Genomic DNA, 15,145 nt, shown 5'->3' with positions numbered 1-15,145 from the left:
AGCAGGAGTTAAAGGAAGTGATCACTTGACGATTTTTATGAATAATGATTCAAATATCTATAGGTCAAAGCAGCCTGTTCAAGCTCCTAACCAAGAACAAGTTGTGGTGGATCGTATCAGTGAATTTGTTAAAGAGCAGCAAAAAGTTAATCGACATTTAACCCGATCTTACAATGCATTAAATCAACTTTACAACAGACAGCAAAACACTCAGGAATATATTTTGAATCAGATAAAAAGCTTAGAAAACCGCCACCAATCACACGATCAGTTCAGACATCAAACTTTGATGCGTTTGTCATCGTATGATCAAAAACAAACGAAAGTGGAGGATTGGATGAAACAAGAAGAATTTGCGAAAGAACAGTTGATAAAAGAGCTTAAAAGTATTCATAAATCCAATCAAAATATTATTGATGAATTAACCAAACAAGATGATACAAGTGATGAATTGTTATTACAGCTTAATGAGATGATGGACGTTCAGCATAAAATCTCTGAGCAGATTTCAAACCATGAACTTAAACAGCAGGAAATGGCAAAGAAAATTGAAAACCAGGAAGCTTTAATTGAGAAAATGCATCAACAATTAACGAATTTTAGATCAATCATTTATGAACGCAGTCACCATTTGGCAGAGAAGATTGAAGATCAATACCATATGACATCGAACTATATCCAGCACCTTATGAACGGCAAGGAACACCCGATGACATTTATGGTCACAAAGAAGAAAGAAGACGAATAAATGTCTCATATTTTGAGCTTAATGTCTCAAAAACGTCTCTTAATGTCTCATAAAATTTGTCGAATGCCCACTTTCGACAAATTTCGAGTCCGAATATGCGAATTAAATGTCTCATAAAAGGGATAAACCCGGTTGCGCCAAGTCGCGCAATCGGGTTTATCTTTTTTCGCGAATGTTAGTTAACTGTACCTCGAATTCATTTGTCGGATCATCGAGATAATAAACACGTGCAACATCATGAGCTTCTTCAACATGTTGGATAAAAACTCGCTTACCATTGTATTGCACATTACAAACCTTTGGGGAGCTTGCGATTTCTTCAGCACGCAGACGGTCCATTTCAAACCTCCTTCGTTTAGGTTTATATGAAAAGCGTTATTAGACGCTCATTAACGAAGTTTTTAAAAGAATAAGTGAACCGGATCATCTTCATATAACCCATCGATATCAACCTCTTGAACATGGTCCATGTCATCTAATGGGAAAACTTGTGCAGTACCTTTTTCTTCATCAATGCTATCTATATACACTGGTATTCCATGATACTTAATGGTGACTAATGATGGTGAATCAACGAGTTGTTGTAATAGTTGAATGTCCATATGAAACCTCCAAGGTAACGTATTATAAATGAATGGTTTCGTACTTATATTTTTGTCTTACTGAATGAAAATATACTTGGTAAAGCCTTGCTAATTCTTATGTTAAAATAAAGCAAAACCTAATAAGGGAGAGATTTAAATTGCCAAGTGAAGAGTATGAAAATCTTTTAGAAATTTTAAAAGAACGCTTTGAAGCCAACATGCATCGTCATAAAAATCTCAAGTGGAAGGAAATTGAAGAAAAACTTAGGGACAACCCTGATCATCTACATTCCTTAAAACAAATGGAACAAACGGATGGTGAACCTGATGTGATTAGGTACGATGATCAGTCAGATGAGTACATTTTTGCAGATTGTTCAAAAGAAAGCCCAAAAGGACGCAGAAGTGTTTGCTATGATCAAGCTGCACTTGAGTCTAGGAAGAAGCATAAACCCGATCACAGTGCATGTGAACTAGCAGAAGAAATGGGAATCAAGTTACTAAGTGAAGAGGAGTATCGCTACCTGCAAGAACTTGATGAGTTTGATTTAAAAACGTCTAGTTGGATTGATACACCTTCTGATGTCAGGCAGCTTGGCGGGGCTCTATTTGGTGACCGCAGATACGGAAGAGTATTCACATATCATAATGGAGCAGAGTCATATTATAAGAGTAGAGGATTTCGCGGTTCGTTAAGAATTTAATAAGAAAAGCAATGGATTTTATTCGATCCATTGCTTTTCTTTTTTTCGACATTCCTCCCTCTTTACCAGTCATTCGCACTATGATATCTTAATATTAAGAAATTTAAAATAATAAAGGAGTAAAAGGATGACAGCAAGGTATTTAAACCAAGATCATAGGTTATATCGAGATTCACTGAAAAAATTTCTAGATCAAGAGGTACGTCCATATTTCGATAAGTGGGAAGAGAATCGGTTAATTCCACGTGACTTATGGACTAAAATGGGTGAGAATGGCTTTTTATGTCCTTGGGTCGATGAGGCTTATGGAGGGCTAAATGCAGATTTTGGCTACTCAGTAGTTTTTAACGAAGAGATCGAACGTGTCGGCTCGGGAATGGTCGGCTTTGGATTACATAATGATATCGTCGTACCATACTTTGAGACGTATGGATCGGACAAACAGAAAAACCGCTGGATCCCCAAATGCGTAACGGGGGAATATGTGACAGCGATTGCCATGACGGAACCTGATGCCGGTTCTGATTTAGCAGGGATTAAAACTACTGCTATGAAGCAAGGAGATCATTATGTGCTAAATGGTCAGAAAACGTTTATCACAAATGGGATACATGCCGATTTAATTATTGTTGTAGCTAAAACTGACCTTAAGGCAGAACCTGCGCATAAAGGCATTAGTCTATTTGTAGTTGAAAAAGACATGCCCGGATTTTCTAGAGGGCGTAAGTTAGATAAAGTTGGACTTCATTCACAAGATACAGCTGAATTATTTTTTGAAGATGTGAAAGTGCCTAAAGAGAACTTACTAGGTGATGATGGAAGCGGTTTTTATTATTTAATGGACCAACTTCAGCAAGAACGCTTAACGGTCGCCATTAGCGCCCAAGTCTCAGCTGAAGAGATGCTTGAGGTGACGAAGGATTACGTGACAGAACGAAAAGCGTTTGGAAAACCGATTTCTAAGATCCAAACGGTTCAGCATAAAGTGGCCGAAATGGCGACAGAAATTAGTGTAGGCCGTTCATTTTTAGATGATGTGATCGAAAGGCATATGAAAAATGAAAGCGTTGTCACTGAGGTATCTATGGCGAAATGGTGGATTACAGACATGGCAAGAAGAGTAGCCACAACATGCATGCAGCTTCATGGTGGCTATGGTTATATGGAGGAATACGAAATCGCAAGGCGTTATAGAGACATACCAGTATCATCGATCTATGCAGGTACCAATGACATTATGAAAAATATTATCGCTAAGAATATGGGGTTATAACATGCTAGAAGGAATTCGAGTATTAGACTTTTCGCAGTATTTACCAGGACCTTTTGCGACATTAAGATTAGTGGATCGAGGTGCAGAAGTAATAAAAGTAGAAGCACCCAATGGCGACCCAGCCAGGCAAATGGCTGACGGTGCCTTATTTGCTGCGAATAACCGTGGGAAGAAAAGTATAGCCATTGATCTTAAAAGTGATGAAGGTCGTTCTAAGGTTTATAATCTGTTAAAAGACACCGATGTCGTAGTGGAAAGCTTCAGACCAGGTGTAATGGACAGATTAGGTCTAGGTTACGAAGAGGTGAAAGACATCAACCCTGATATCATCTACCTGTCGCTTACTGGTTTTGGCCAAAACAGTCCATACTCTCACCAAGGTAGTCACGATTTAAATTATGTTGCGATGAGCGGTTTTCTAAGTCAATTTAAAGATGAAAGTGGGCGTCCTGTTATGCCGACTCAGACTGTAGCCGACTTAATTGGAGGAATGGTAGCAAGTGAAGCGATTTTGTCTGCTCTTTTCAAAAGAGAACGAACAGGAGAAGGAAGTTATATTGATCTTGCCATGACTGACGCCATTTTTTCTATGATGGGTAATCATGCGATGTTATCATCCATAGCCGGAGTTGAGTCTGGAATACCAGTGCTAAATGGCTCGTATGCTAATTACAGGATTTATGAAACAAAAGATGGGCGTTTTATGGTCCTTGGAGCTTTAGAGTATAAGTTTTGGAGCGTTTGCCAAGCTGTAGGTGAAAAGCAGTGGTTAAATGATTTTCCGAATCAATTAAAACGACCAGAAATTCATGCAGATATTGAGAGGCTGTTTCGTGCTAGAGACTTTCAAGACTGGATTAAAATCGGTAAGCAATATGACTGTTGTCTGTTTCCTGTATTAGAGATTAGTGAAGTCTTAAAAGATGATTATGTTAATGATCGTGATTTAGTCCATATACTTGATGGGCAATCATTTGTTCAAACAAGTCACCATAGTTTAACTAAAAGTAATCGTATAGCGAAATTAAATGAGCATGCTGACCTCTTAAGTCAAGACCCAAAAGTGTGAACAACCTCGTCAATACCGGCGAGTGATATAAACTATTAAAGGAGAGGGTCCATATGATGGAAGGTAAATTACTCATTAGTCAAATGATGGAGAGGGCTGAGAAGCTTTTCCCTAAAAAAGAGGTGATCTCACGCACTCATTCTGGAATTCACAGATTGACGTACAAAGAAATCGGAGAACGGACAAGACGTTTAGCTAGTGCACTAGAAAACTTAGGAGTAGAACGAGGCGATAAAGTCGCCACACTTGCTTGGAATGACCATCGCCACTTAGAAGCTTACTTCGCCATTCCTGGGATGGGTGCCGTCTTACACACGATCAACATCCGATTATCAGCAGAACATATCACACACATTATCAATCATGCTGAAGATAAAGTATTATTAGTTGACCCGATGTTTCTACCCCTCTTAGAAGCCATTAAAGATCACATTCCAACTGTAAAGGCTTTTATCATCATGACAGATGAAGAGCTACCTGACACGCCCTTAAGCCCGATTTATTCATATGAAGATTTATTACTTGAAGCTAGCCCGCATTTTGAGTTTGTAAAAGACATAGATGAAAACACACCTGCAGGGATGTGTTTTACGTCAGCTACAACTGGTAAACCAAAAGGTGTCGTGTACTCTCACCGCGGGATTACACTTCACAGTTTAGCGATGGGGTTAGCGGATTCTGGTGGTTTATCAGAGGCGGATGTGTGTATGGCTGTCGTCCCGATGTTCCACGTTAATGCATGGGGATTACCTTTTGCCTCAACTTGGTTTGGAACAACTCAAGTGATGCCAGGACCATCATTCACACCAGAACTATTAGCAGAACTCATCACCTCTGAAAATGTTACGATTACAGCTGGCGTCCCAACTATTTGGCTTGGTTTACTTAAAGAATTAGATGCGAATGCAGAGCGATATGATATGAGCTCGCTGCGTGCCGTCCTTTGCGGAGGATCAGCTGCGCCAATGGGTATGATCAGGGCATTTGAAGAGAAACATAACATTCCATTTGTCCATGCTTATGGAATGACTGAAACAACACCACTGGTGACGTTGTCGCGACTTAAAAGTTATCAGGAAGACTTACCGACAGAAGAAAAACTTCAGATACGGGCTAAACAAGGATGTGTCGTGCCAGGTCTTGAAATTAAGGCAGTAAACGACGATGGTGATATTGAATGGAATGGTCAAGATATGGGTGAACTTCTCGTTCGTGGACCTTGGATTGCAGATGAGTATTATAAAGATGATCGGACTGATGAGGCTTTTAAAGATGGTTGGCTTCATACAGGTGACATTGTCACCATCGATGAAGAAGGAACGATTAAGATTACAGACCGTACGAAAGATCTGGTAAAGAGCGGGGGAGAATGGATTTCAACCATTGATTTAGAAAATGCCCTTATGGCACACGATGCTGTCTTTGAAGCGGCTGTTGTCGGTGTACCTCATCCAGAGTGGCAGGAGCGTCCTGTTGCAGCCGTTGTTCTTAAGCCAGGTGCGGTAGTCGATAAGGCAGAGCTTATGGAGTTCTTGAAACCACAGTTTGCGAAATGGTGGATTCCGGATGATATCATCTTTATGGAGGAACTACCAAAAACATCGGTTGGCAAGTTCCAGAAGAATGCATTACGTGAGAAACTTCAAGAGCATTTGGTGTAGAGGTGAGCGGTAGTTAAAGAGCCGTTCATAATATGGTAAGTTACGTTTATAAAAATCGAATAACCGTTCATAAAAACGAAAGACCCGTTCATAAAATGAGGGTTTCCGTTTATAAAAAATGACTAACACCCATAGCATTCGGATTAACGCCCATAGACAAGTGGTTAAGATTCAAAAAGAGGGAACTCGCAATAAGCGAGTTCCCTTCATTTTATTACTTCGGCTGCATTCGAATCGCCCCGTCAAGTCGAATAACTTCACCATTAAGCATTGGGTTTTCGATAATGCTAATCGCAAGCTTTCCATACTCAGAAGGGTAACCTAACCGAGACGGGAAAGGTATCATAGCTCCAAGTGCTTCTCTAGCTTTATCCGGAAGCGATTCGAAAAGAGGTGTATCAAATAATCCCGGTGCGATGGTCATGACCCGAATACCGTATGGTGATAAATCACGCGCTATTGGTAGCGTCATTCCCACAATCCCACCTTTGGATGCGCTATAAGCCGCTTGCCCAATCTGACCTTCATAGGCCGCAACTGAAGCGGTGTTTACAATAATACCGCGCTCATCGCCATCGTTGGCATCCAAATGTTTCATAACATTTGCAGCGAGTCTAATTACATTAAACGTTCCAACAAGATTAACTTGAATGACCTTCTGGAAAGTAGCTAGGTCATGAATGCCTTTACTGCCTACCGTTTTCATAGCAGCGCCAATTCCAGCGCAATTGACAACAACTCGGAGATTTCCCATTCCCTTCGCAACCTCTAAAGCCTCTTTGACACTTGACTCATCAGTCACATCGGTTTTGACAAACTTAACTAGTTCTTCCCCTAGCTCCTCTGATAACATGTTTTCTTTATCCTTTTGAAGGTCCGCGACCACAACTTTGGCACCTTTAGTGACTAACTGTCGTACAGTTGCTTCCCCCAAACCAGAGGCACCACCAGTAACCAAAGCGACTTGATCTTTCAGTTCCATAAAATATCCTCCTAATCCAAGCGCTCGATGATGGTTGCATTGGCCATACCGTGACCTTCGCACATGGTTTGTAAGCCATAACGATCACCTGTACGTTCGAGCTCATGAACGAGTGTGGTCATTAACTTTGCACCGCTAGCGCCAAGCGGATGACCTAGAGCAATTGCTCCGCCGTTTACGTTTAACTTTGATTGATCAGCGCCTGTTTCTTTTAACCATGCTAATGGCACAGAAGCAAAAGCTTCATTGACTTCGAATAAATCAATATCGTCAATTTTAAGGCCAGCCTTTTTTAAAACTTTTTCAGTAGCTGGTATAGGACCTGTTAACATCATCGATGGATCCGAGCCAACCACAGAACGAGCTAAAACTCTAAAACGAGGCTTAAGCCCAAGTTCATCTGCTTTTTCTCGAGTCATCAGTAACAATGCTGCAGATCCATCACTAATCTGACTCGCATTACCTGCCGTGATGACCCCATCTTCTTTAAAGACGGTCTTAAGCTCACCTAACTTCTCAGGTGTTGTCTCCGGTCTTGGCCCTTCATCGAGTGTAACCGTGTGCGTAACTCCGTTTTCCACTGTGACTTCTACTGGAAAGACTTCTTGGTCAAACCGACCTTCACGCTGAGCCTTTATTGCTTTCTGATGACTCTCATGTGAAAACTCATCTAACTGTTCACGAGAAAAACCCCACTTTTCAGCAATGCGCTCTGCTGATAATCCTTGGTTAATCATTTCATATTTTTCAGTTAGCTTAGGGCTAAGGTCTGTACCTTGCATATTAGAAAACATCGGAACACGAGACATATTTTCAACACCGGCTGCGACCACAACGTCCATGTCACCACTTAAAATAGCTTGGGACGCAAAGTGAACGGCTTGCTGACTAGATCCGCACTGACGATCAATCGTCGTTCCTGGAACTTCAATTGGGTAACCTGCGATTAACGCTGCCATTCTCCCGATATCAAAAGCCTGCTCACCAACTTGTGAAACACAGCCCATGATGACATCTTCAATCATCGCAGGGTCAACTCCCGCTCGATCGACCAACTCTTTGAGCGTAAGAGCAGCTAAATCATCTGGTCTGACTCCACTTAATACTCCGTTCCTTCGTCCGACTGGTGTCCGGACGGCTTCAACAATTACAACTTCACGCATGATGTCATTCCCCTCTCTATGTATACTTACCTATATTATAACAAAAATTTATAATTATCTGACAAAACAAAAACAAAAAAGTACTCGCTTATTCACGAGTACTTTACTATTCTAATTTAATTCTAATCAGTTGATCATCTGTCTGATCTGGGTTCCCACGCCCATCTCGATTACTTGTAATGGTATAAAGGTAACCATCCTCGATCCAAATATCTCGCATACGACCGCTATTTTCATAAAAGGTAGTAGGTTTCTTCGTTTCGGTATCGAAGGCAATAATCTGAGATCCCCGTAGTGCCGCGATATACACTTTTCCATTGTGGTATGCAATTCCAGATGGTGCCCAGGTTGTGTTACCCGTATGATAAAGGGGAGGACTCATATCATCAGCGTTTTGATCGCCTTCAATTACTGGCCATCCGTAGTTTTTGCCAGGCTCAATGATATTGATCTCATCATGAGCACTATTACCGTGTTCAGTACTATACATCGTGCCATCATCACCCCATGTGATGCCTTGGGGGTTACGATGACCATACGAATAAACATACGAATCATTAAATGGATTGTCTTCAGGGATTGTTCCATCAAGATCCATTCGCAATATTTTACCTGCAAGACTTGATTGGTCTTGAGCAAGCTTGCGCTCCGTTGCATCACCGGTTGTGATATATAGCTTACGGTCAGGACCTAACTCAATTCTCCCGCCATTATGAAAACGTGCTCCCGGAATCTGGTCGATTAACACTTCTACTTCTTGCCAGCTTTCACCGTCATTCTCTATCAAAACGACTCGATTAAAAATTTGGTCCCCTTCCTGATAGGTGTGATAAATGTAAGCATGATTATTCTCGGCAAAATTAGGATGTAATAAAAGCCCAAGTAGTCCGCCCTCACCATAATGTAGAATCTCTCTCTCTAAATTAAGCTCCTGATTGGTGATTTGGCCGTTCTCACTAATTCTCAAAAGCTTTCCGCCTCGTTCAGTCACATAAAACGAGTCTTCATATTTTGCAATCGACCAAGGGATTGTCAGCTTTTCAGCAAGTGTCGTCACATTTTCTTCAAGCTCAATGCTTTCTTTTTCCTCAAGCGAATGTTCTGTTTCAGGTTCATTAGTGGTCTCTAGTGGCTCCTCTGAGGTGTCGGTTGTACAACCGATAATTATAACTAACATTAAACTAAAGCCTACGATTTTCTTCAACTCAAAGACCTCCATTCTTAGTCCATATTTTACCTTATTTTTCCTAATAAAAACACCTGCGAAAACATTTCGATTGCCGTAGGATTTTGAGACTCTATGTCGAATAAGTTTAAGAAGAGACTAAAAGGGAGGTTTCAATAATATGAAATTTAACAAACCAGATGTAAAACAATTTTTTCAAACGTATGGCATTCAGTCATTTAGTGTAAGTCCAGATGAATCACAGCTTGTTTTATCTACAAACTTAAATGGAAAATATAATTTATGGGCAATGGATCTACCTAACACATTTCCATATCCATTAACGTTTCATAACCAGAGCACAGGGTCCATTCAATATGATTCAGAAGGTCGTTTTATTTTGATAGAATCTGACCAAGATGGTGATGAAAATACTCAGCTTTACGCCATCCCAACCAAGGGCGGAGAATTAAAGCCTGTTAGGATATCTGAAGGCAACCGTCATATGATGCCGTCATTATCTAATGACGGGAAAACGATTTACTATACCTCTAACAAAGAAGACCAGACATTTTTAAAGACGTATAAGTATGATATAGAAAATGATACAGAAGAAGTGGTGTTAGAAGGTGACGGAGCGCCAACATATTTCGCTAAGTTAAGCCCTGAAGAGACGAGTTTTACTTACATGAAAATGTTTGCGAATACTTCCCAGTTAGCTTTTGTATACAAAGATGGGGAGCATATGCGTTTAACTCCAGAAACAGATGAACAGCATACATTTAGTGGGCTCGCCTATGCATCTGAATCAGAAATTTACTTCACCACAACTTATAATGCTGATTTTTCGTATCTCGCAAAATTCGACCTTGAAACAAAAGAGTTTTCAAAAGTTAAAGAACTTGATGGCATTTCACTAACAGATGTTAAATATGATGAGTCGACTAATTCACTATATATTGGTGGTTCAAAAGGTGTCAAAGATACGTTATATCGCTTTGATTTAGGTAACGGCACATTGGAAGAACTCATCCTCCCAGTCAGTGTTGTCATGCAGATGAAGATTGCTGAATCTGGCAACTTGTATCTCATGGGTGTATCAGCTACGGTTCCTACCAACATCTATAAGTTTACGAATGGAAAGTGGGAAAACTTAACGAACTATGGTGTTCCTGGAGTTGCGAAGGAAGAAATGGTGGAACCAGAAGTCGTCACGTATCCATCATTTGATGGAACAGAAATTGAAGCGATGTTCTTCAAGGCAAAACCTGAAAACGATAATGGTCATGTGATTCTTTGGCCTCACGGAGGACCACAAGCAGCTGAACGACAGACATTTAGAGCGTTATTTCAGTTCTTAATTTACCAGGGCTATAGCATCTTTACACCAAACTTCAGGGGCTCAACCGGTTACGGTCTTAAATTTACGAAAGTCATTGAAGGAGACTGGGGTTACGGACCACGCCTTGATAATGTTGAAGGTTTAGAATGGTTAATTAAGAAAGGCTATGCTGATCGAGATAAAATTCTTCTTATGGGAGGAAGCTATGGCGGTTATATGGCACTCCTTCTTCATGGTAGGCACGCTGAATACTTTAAAGCAGTTGTTGATATATTCGGCGTCAGTAACTTATTTAGTTTCGTTGAGACGGTTCCAGAACACTGGAAGCCAATGATGAAGCAATGGGTAGGAGACCCTGAAAAAGATAAAGAGAAGTTCACTGAAGACTCGCCGATTACTTATTTAGACTCCATGACTAAGCCAATGCTGGTCATACAAGGCGCTAAAGATCCGCGTGTTGTGAAGGCTGAGTCAGATCAAATTGTTGAAGCATTACAAAAACAAGGCACCAAGGTTGAATACCTTGTATTAGATGATGAAGGACACGGTTTTTCGAAAAAGGAAAATGAAATTAAAGTCTATGAACGAGTGCTCGAATTTTTTGAACAATACGTATAAAACGACCCAGCTCCTTAATAGGGGCTGGTTTTTTTATGTCCGAATGTCTCATATTTTAACTGAAATGTCCTATAATACGTCTTAAATGTCTTATAATCAAGGACGAATACCCCTATTCGACAAAGTTCGATTCCTCACATTAATCACCAATGTCCCATAAATGGTTTCTAATGTCCTAAAAACTCTTCTGCCTCCAATGCAAAGAATAATGTAATTCAATCATTTAATCATTCGACAAAATTTCCCGGGAAATGACAAGGTAAATAATCTAGCAATCCCCTGGAGAACCAGTTTTAAAACTTTTAGAAAATTCAATCCTTTATAACTTTAAAGTGATTTTAAATATGGAGTATTTGAATCTATATGGGAGAATACACAAATTTATTAAAGAAATTAATCGTTAAGGTTGCAATTACCGAAAAATTTGGTATTATATACATGTAAATCATAATAAACAACAAAATTTGAGTGAAGGGGGATGAGGGTAATGGAAACATCTCTTATCTTAGTATCTTTAACAGTCTTCCTAACCTTCCTAGTACTATACGCAGCAGATAAGGTTATTTCGTTCTTCAAGAGAAAGAAATCAACCCTTCAAACTATAGATGAAGCAACAAATGGATTAGACATGGAAGTAGAAGTAAGTCATCGTTAATACGATCAAAGGGCTCGCCAATAGTGGCAGAGCCCTTTTTAATACATGAAAATCCCCCTGTGTCCGGGGAAGTCTAATTATGAATTGAGTTTAAACTCAAACTCCGGATGCTTAAAAATAACATTAAAGTACTCACTGTTTTCTAACGTCGATAAGTCTTCCGGGGAGAAAAGGAAGTAATCATTATTTAAGTCAACACCAGCTCCGTAGTAATAACATAGCCATACAAGTTTTGAACAATAAATCGAATTATATGGGTCATCAAGTGGAACAAGTGGAGTTAATGAAAACGTTGGGACATCCGTGCCTTTTTGTAAATTGTTATGGTACATTTGTAAGTATTCATAAGCAAAAGCCACAGCCTCATTGGCGACATTTTGGTCAAGACAACGTAAGTGCATATACTTCGGGTGAATATCAACGAATTCACGAATGGTAGATTGCCTAATTTGCGGCATCGACGTTGTTGCTTCTATAATTTCTCGATTATTAAGAACTAGAGCAGAGTGTCCCATGTACCCAGGTGGAGGGAAGTCACCAAAGTTGTCAGATGCTATCAGGATATCTCCCGGCAGAAAGTTTTGTCGATGAATTTGTTGCCTTTTTTTACCTCCCAAAATAACTGTTTCATGTTTATCACCATCCGCAAAAATAAGCGCAACTTTAACGGGTTTATGATCAGGATTTCTTAAATGGAAATCAGAAATAGGGTGGAATGTGCCGACCAAATCTCCCCCTAAGTAAACTTTAATGTAACGGACAGGGTAGCGAAACAAATCAATATTAACCGAAACCGTATTATTCGTGCTGGTCCCAGTTACAATTGGGTTTCCCATTTTAAAACACCTCATCTTCATAGTCGTATATTACAAGATATAGGTATTCACCCAAAAAAGTGCATCATTTGTAACAATTTTTTTAAGTTATCGTCTAAGTTTATAGAGGTGATGGGATGAAAAAGTTATTAGTTTTACTTGGGATTGCAGTGATGCTCACAGCCTGCGGGGCATCAACAGACCCTTCAGATGGAAAATTGAACGAGCGCGAGGTAATAGGAACTGAGAGCGAAGTTCAAGAAGACGATTTCATCTACCGTTTAGTAACTGAAAAAGCAGCGTATGAAGACGGTTCAGAAGTGAAGATTTATGCGGAGCTTGAGTATGTTGGCGATCAAGCACAAGTTAAAATCACCCATGCGGCTTCACCGTTTTTCTTCCCAATGAAAGAACTAACGAGAGAATATGAAATTGGTTATGGAATGAATGAACCGTTGTTATCAACTGTTTTGAAAAAGGGAGAGCCACTACGAGAGGAATATAATGGTTCTGGTGGTTTTTCTGGTCAGGATTCCAGTGCATTTAAGGAATTCATCCAAGAGGTTATGGATGGCGACTTTCCAAAAGGGTTCTATGAAGTATACGGTTATGCTGACTTTAATTACAATGAACAAAAATATAATATCGAAACTCAAGTCCAATTTAAAGTGACAAAAAAGTCTAGCTCAACGCTAGGCTTTTTTATTTGCTGACTGCCCAACTAATCAAAAAGTTGACACATTTCTTGTCTCGGTTGTATAATTTAATACTGTAACTAAAACCAAGTAATTTTATAGGAATTATTAGAAATTAGGTGAAAAGATGTTCTTAAACATAGATCAAGTTGGTAAAACATTTAAAGATCAAGAACAAGGAAGTTTCGAAGTGTTTTCCAATATAAAATTATCTATTGAAGAAAATCAGTTCGTATCCATTTTGGGCCCTTCCGGTTGTGGTAAATCAACCCTATTATCGATGATCGCAGGTCTAGAAGATATATCTGAAGGTGCGATCATTCTAGAAGGTAGTGAGATCAAAAGGCCAGGCCCAGACCGTGGAATGGTCTTTCAGGAGCCTTCCTTGTTTCCATGGTTAAATGTTAAAGAGAATGTGATGTATCCGATTAAAAAACTTTTGTCAAAAAAAGAAGCAGAGGAGCGCGTGAATCATTTCCTTAAAATGGTGCATTTAAGTAAGTTTAAAAACCATTATACGTATGAACTTTCTGGTGGAATGCAGCAGCGTGTTGCTATCGCAAGAGCGCTAGCGATGGATCCCAAAGTTTTACTTATGGATGAACCATTTGGGGCACTTGATGAACAAACGCGCCACATTATGCATGATGAGCTGACCAAAATTTGGCTTGAAACGAAAAAGACCATTTTGTTTGTCACTCATAGTATTCAGGAAGCTATTAAGCTATCAGACCGAGTGGTCGTTATGGGTACGCGCCCTGGCAGAGTAATCGCAGATTTTAAAGTCGATCTCCCAAGGCCAAGAAAGCGTGATGATGCCCAAGTGATTGAGCTTGAAAACCAGGTAATGGAACTGCTTAAAGATGAAATTAACAAAGTGTTGAAGGAAGAGTTAGATCATGAAATTAGCCATTAAACGTATATCATTTTTAGTTGTCGTCGTTGGTATCTGGCAAGCTATTGTATCCTTAAAGGTATTTCCAGAAGTTGTTTTACCTGGACCTTTTAAAGTCTTTCAATCACTTTATGATGGATTTATGGATGGGAGTTTACTAGTCGCATTAGGAGCAAGTTTTAAACACTTAATCATAGGGATGTCACTCGCACTAATCATAGGGACTTTGCTTGGGGTATTGCTTGGGAAATCACGTCAAGCTGATGAAACAGCGGGAATGTATTTAATCGCCCTTCAAAGTATTCCGAGTATCGTATGGGTCCCGTTATCCTTAATGTTATTTGGTTTTACTGAATTTGCGGTTATTTTCGTTGTTGTGCTCGGCGGAACATTTGTGATGGCCCTAAACGTCAGGTCTGCTATTCATAACGTACCACCGCAGCTAGTAAGGGCTGCAAGAACTATGGGAACAAAAGGACCAGAATTATTCTACCGAGTTGAAGTCCCAGCAAGTATCCCGTATTACATGACTGGAATCAGACTCGCTTGGGCATTCAGCTGGAGAGCTCTGATGGCAGGGGAATTATTAAGTAATGGGCCAGGACTTGGTTACTCGTTACAATTCGCATCTGATTTTGCCAAAATGGATCAAGTCATTGGAATTATTATCATTATTGGTGTCATCGGTGCATTAGTGGATCAATTAGTCTTTTCTAAATTAGAGAAAAATGTCCTAAAACGTTGGGGACTTTTAAAATCATAAAAAGGAGTTTTTA

The 15,145-nt window shown here is 39.8% G+C and carries 16 protein-coding genes; 10 read left to right on the top strand and 6 right to left on the bottom strand.

What is annotated here, in order from left to right:
• The first annotated feature begins 25 nt into the window (after positions 1–25).
• Positions 26–748, top strand: a complete 723-nt coding sequence (locus ACFSW4_RS08140; RefSeq protein ID WP_054752792.1) for a hypothetical protein — start codon at positions 26–28, stop codon at positions 746–748.
• A 156-nt stretch (positions 749–904) separates the two neighbouring features.
• Here the strand turns inward: ACFSW4_RS08140 and ACFSW4_RS08135 are convergent, their stop codons facing one another.
• A complete protein-coding gene (locus ACFSW4_RS08135) occupies positions 905–1,087 on the bottom strand; it encodes an H-type small acid-soluble spore protein (protein WP_377328585.1) in 183 nt (60 codons plus the stop codon).
• Between the two features lie 62 nt (positions 1,088–1,149).
• On the bottom strand, positions 1,150–1,350 hold the full coding sequence (locus tag ACFSW4_RS08130) for an H-type small acid-soluble spore protein (RefSeq protein ID WP_054752790.1): 201 nt from the start codon (positions 1,348–1,350) through the stop codon (positions 1,150–1,152).
• Between the two features lie 140 nt (positions 1,351–1,490).
• On the opposite strand from ACFSW4_RS08130, the gene ACFSW4_RS08125 reads away from it, so the two are divergent.
• The 4 genes from ACFSW4_RS08125 (at position 1,491) to ACFSW4_RS08110 (ending at position 6,039) form a co-directional block, all read left to right on the top strand.
• Positions 1,491–2,036: a DUF4256 domain-containing protein gene (locus ACFSW4_RS08125; RefSeq protein WP_279401464.1), complete on the top strand. Its 546-nt coding sequence runs from the start codon at positions 1,491–1,493 to the stop codon at positions 2,034–2,036.
• A 127-nt stretch (positions 2,037–2,163) separates the two neighbouring features.
• Complete coding sequence (locus ACFSW4_RS08120) at positions 2,164–3,309, top strand: acyl-CoA dehydrogenase family protein (RefSeq protein ID WP_377328583.1); 1,146 nt, start codon at positions 2,164–2,166, stop codon at positions 3,307–3,309.
• 1 nt (position 3,310) lies between these two features.
• The gene (locus ACFSW4_RS08115) at positions 3,311–4,378 is read left to right on the top strand and encodes a CaiB/BaiF CoA transferase family protein (RefSeq protein ID WP_377328581.1); all 1,068 of its coding nucleotides are present in this window, start codon (positions 3,311–3,313) and stop codon (positions 4,376–4,378) included.
• A gap of 53 nt (positions 4,379–4,431) precedes the next feature.
• Complete coding sequence (locus ACFSW4_RS08110) at positions 4,432–6,039, top strand: long-chain fatty acid--CoA ligase (RefSeq protein ID WP_377328579.1); 1,608 nt, start codon at positions 4,432–4,434, stop codon at positions 6,037–6,039.
• Positions 6,040–6,253: 214 nt separating this feature from the next.
• On the opposite strand, the gene ACFSW4_RS08105 is transcribed toward ACFSW4_RS08110, so the two are convergent.
• From ACFSW4_RS08105 to ACFSW4_RS08095, 3 genes are all read right to left on the bottom strand, one after another.
• Complete coding sequence (locus ACFSW4_RS08105) at positions 6,254–7,021, bottom strand: 3-hydroxyacyl-CoA dehydrogenase (protein ID WP_054752786.1); 768 nt, start codon at positions 7,019–7,021, stop codon at positions 6,254–6,256.
• Positions 7,022–7,032: 11 nt separating this feature from the next.
• On the bottom strand, positions 7,033–8,184 hold the full coding sequence (locus ACFSW4_RS08100; RefSeq protein WP_054752785.1) for a thiolase family protein: 1,152 nt from the start codon (positions 8,182–8,184) through the stop codon (positions 7,033–7,035).
• Between the two features lie 106 nt (positions 8,185–8,290).
• Positions 8,291–9,388 (bottom strand): PQQ-dependent sugar dehydrogenase, encoded by a 1,098-nt coding sequence (locus ACFSW4_RS08095; protein ID WP_377328577.1) that lies wholly within the window; start codon positions 9,386–9,388, stop codon positions 8,291–8,293.
• Between the two features lie 142 nt (positions 9,389–9,530).
• On the opposite strand from ACFSW4_RS08095, the gene ACFSW4_RS08090 reads away from it, so the two are divergent.
• Together ACFSW4_RS08090 and ACFSW4_RS08085 are read left to right on the top strand one after the other, a co-directional pair.
• Positions 9,531–11,309 (top strand): S9 family peptidase, encoded by a 1,779-nt coding sequence (locus ACFSW4_RS08090; RefSeq protein WP_377328575.1) that lies wholly within the window; start codon positions 9,531–9,533, stop codon positions 11,307–11,309.
• A 487-nt stretch (positions 11,310–11,796) separates the two neighbouring features.
• The gene (locus ACFSW4_RS08085) at positions 11,797–11,964 is read left to right on the top strand and encodes a hypothetical protein (RefSeq protein ID WP_279401458.1); all 168 of its coding nucleotides are present in this window, start codon (positions 11,797–11,799) and stop codon (positions 11,962–11,964) included.
• 77 nt (positions 11,965–12,041) lie between these two features.
• Here the strand turns inward: ACFSW4_RS08085 and ACFSW4_RS08080 are convergent, their stop codons facing one another.
• Positions 12,042–12,800 (bottom strand): hypothetical protein, encoded by a 759-nt coding sequence (locus ACFSW4_RS08080; protein WP_054752783.1) that lies wholly within the window; start codon positions 12,798–12,800, stop codon positions 12,042–12,044.
• Positions 12,801–12,916: 116 nt separating this feature from the next.
• Here ACFSW4_RS08080 and ACFSW4_RS08075 point away from each other — a divergent pair, with 116 nt between their 5' ends.
• The 3 genes from ACFSW4_RS08075 to ACFSW4_RS08065 all read left to right on the top strand — a co-directional run bounded on the left by ACFSW4_RS08075 (position 12,917) and on the right by ACFSW4_RS08065 (position 15,132).
• Complete coding sequence (locus tag ACFSW4_RS08075) at positions 12,917–13,492, top strand: hypothetical protein (protein ID WP_054752781.1); 576 nt, start codon at positions 12,917–12,919, stop codon at positions 13,490–13,492.
• A gap of 109 nt (positions 13,493–13,601) precedes the next feature.
• Positions 13,602–14,390, top strand: a complete 789-nt coding sequence (locus tag ACFSW4_RS08070) for an ABC transporter ATP-binding protein (protein WP_377328573.1) — start codon at positions 13,602–13,604, stop codon at positions 14,388–14,390.
• Positions 14,374–15,132 (top strand): ABC transporter permease, encoded by a 759-nt coding sequence (locus tag ACFSW4_RS08065; protein ID WP_377328571.1) that lies wholly within the window; start codon positions 14,374–14,376, stop codon positions 15,130–15,132. Before ACFSW4_RS08070 ends, ACFSW4_RS08065 begins: the two co-directional genes overlap by 17 nt.
• Positions 15,133–15,145: the final 13 nt, after the last annotated feature.

The organism is Piscibacillus salipiscarius, from assembly GCF_042685285.1.
Classification (GTDB): domain Bacteria; phylum Bacillota; class Bacilli; order Bacillales; family Alkalibacillaceae; genus Piscibacillus; species Piscibacillus salipiscarius.
Note: the sequence above shows the minus strand (reverse complement) of the source record. Positions and strands in the feature narration are given on the sequence as shown.

What these genes read in the sequence shown, in the direction of transcription:
- ACFSW4_RS08135 (WP_377328585.1), bottom strand. Translation starts at nt 1,087, where the DNA reads ATGGACCGTCTGCGTGCTGAAGAAATCGCAAGCTCCCCAAAGGTTTGT.
- ACFSW4_RS08130 (WP_054752790.1), bottom strand. Translation starts at nt 1,350, where the DNA reads ATGGACATTCAACTATTACAACAACTCGTTGATTCACCATCATTAGTC.
- ACFSW4_RS08120 (WP_377328583.1), top strand. Translation starts at nt 2,164, where the DNA reads ATGACAGCAAGGTATTTAAACCAAGATCATAGGTTATATCGAGATTCA.
- ACFSW4_RS08115 (WP_377328581.1), top strand. Translation starts at nt 3,311, where the DNA reads ATGCTAGAAGGAATTCGAGTATTAGACTTTTCGCAGTATTTACCAGGA.
- ACFSW4_RS08110 (WP_377328579.1), top strand. Translation starts at nt 4,432, where the DNA reads ATGATGGAAGGTAAATTACTCATTAGTCAAATGATGGAGAGGGCTGAG.
- ACFSW4_RS08105 (WP_054752786.1), bottom strand. Translation starts at nt 7,021, where the DNA reads ATGGAACTGAAAGATCAAGTCGCTTTGGTTACTGGTGGTGCCTCTGGT.
- ACFSW4_RS08100 (WP_054752785.1), bottom strand. Translation starts at nt 8,184, where the DNA reads ATGCGTGAAGTTGTAATTGTTGAAGCCGTCCGGACACCAGTCGGACGA.
- ACFSW4_RS08090 (WP_377328575.1), top strand. Translation starts at nt 9,531, where the DNA reads ATGAAATTTAACAAACCAGATGTAAAACAATTTTTTCAAACGTATGGC.
- ACFSW4_RS08085 (WP_279401458.1), top strand. Translation starts at nt 11,797, where the DNA reads ATGGAAACATCTCTTATCTTAGTATCTTTAACAGTCTTCCTAACCTTC.
- ACFSW4_RS08080 (WP_054752783.1), bottom strand. Translation starts at nt 12,800, where the DNA reads ATGGGAAACCCAATTGTAACTGGGACCAGCACGAATAATACGGTTTCG.
- ACFSW4_RS08075 (WP_054752781.1), top strand. Translation starts at nt 12,917, where the DNA reads ATGAAAAAGTTATTAGTTTTACTTGGGATTGCAGTGATGCTCACAGCC.
- ACFSW4_RS08070 (WP_377328573.1), top strand. Translation starts at nt 13,602, where the DNA reads ATGTTCTTAAACATAGATCAAGTTGGTAAAACATTTAAAGATCAAGAA.
- ACFSW4_RS08065 (WP_377328571.1), top strand. Translation starts at nt 14,374, where the DNA reads ATGAAATTAGCCATTAAACGTATATCATTTTTAGTTGTCGTCGTTGGT.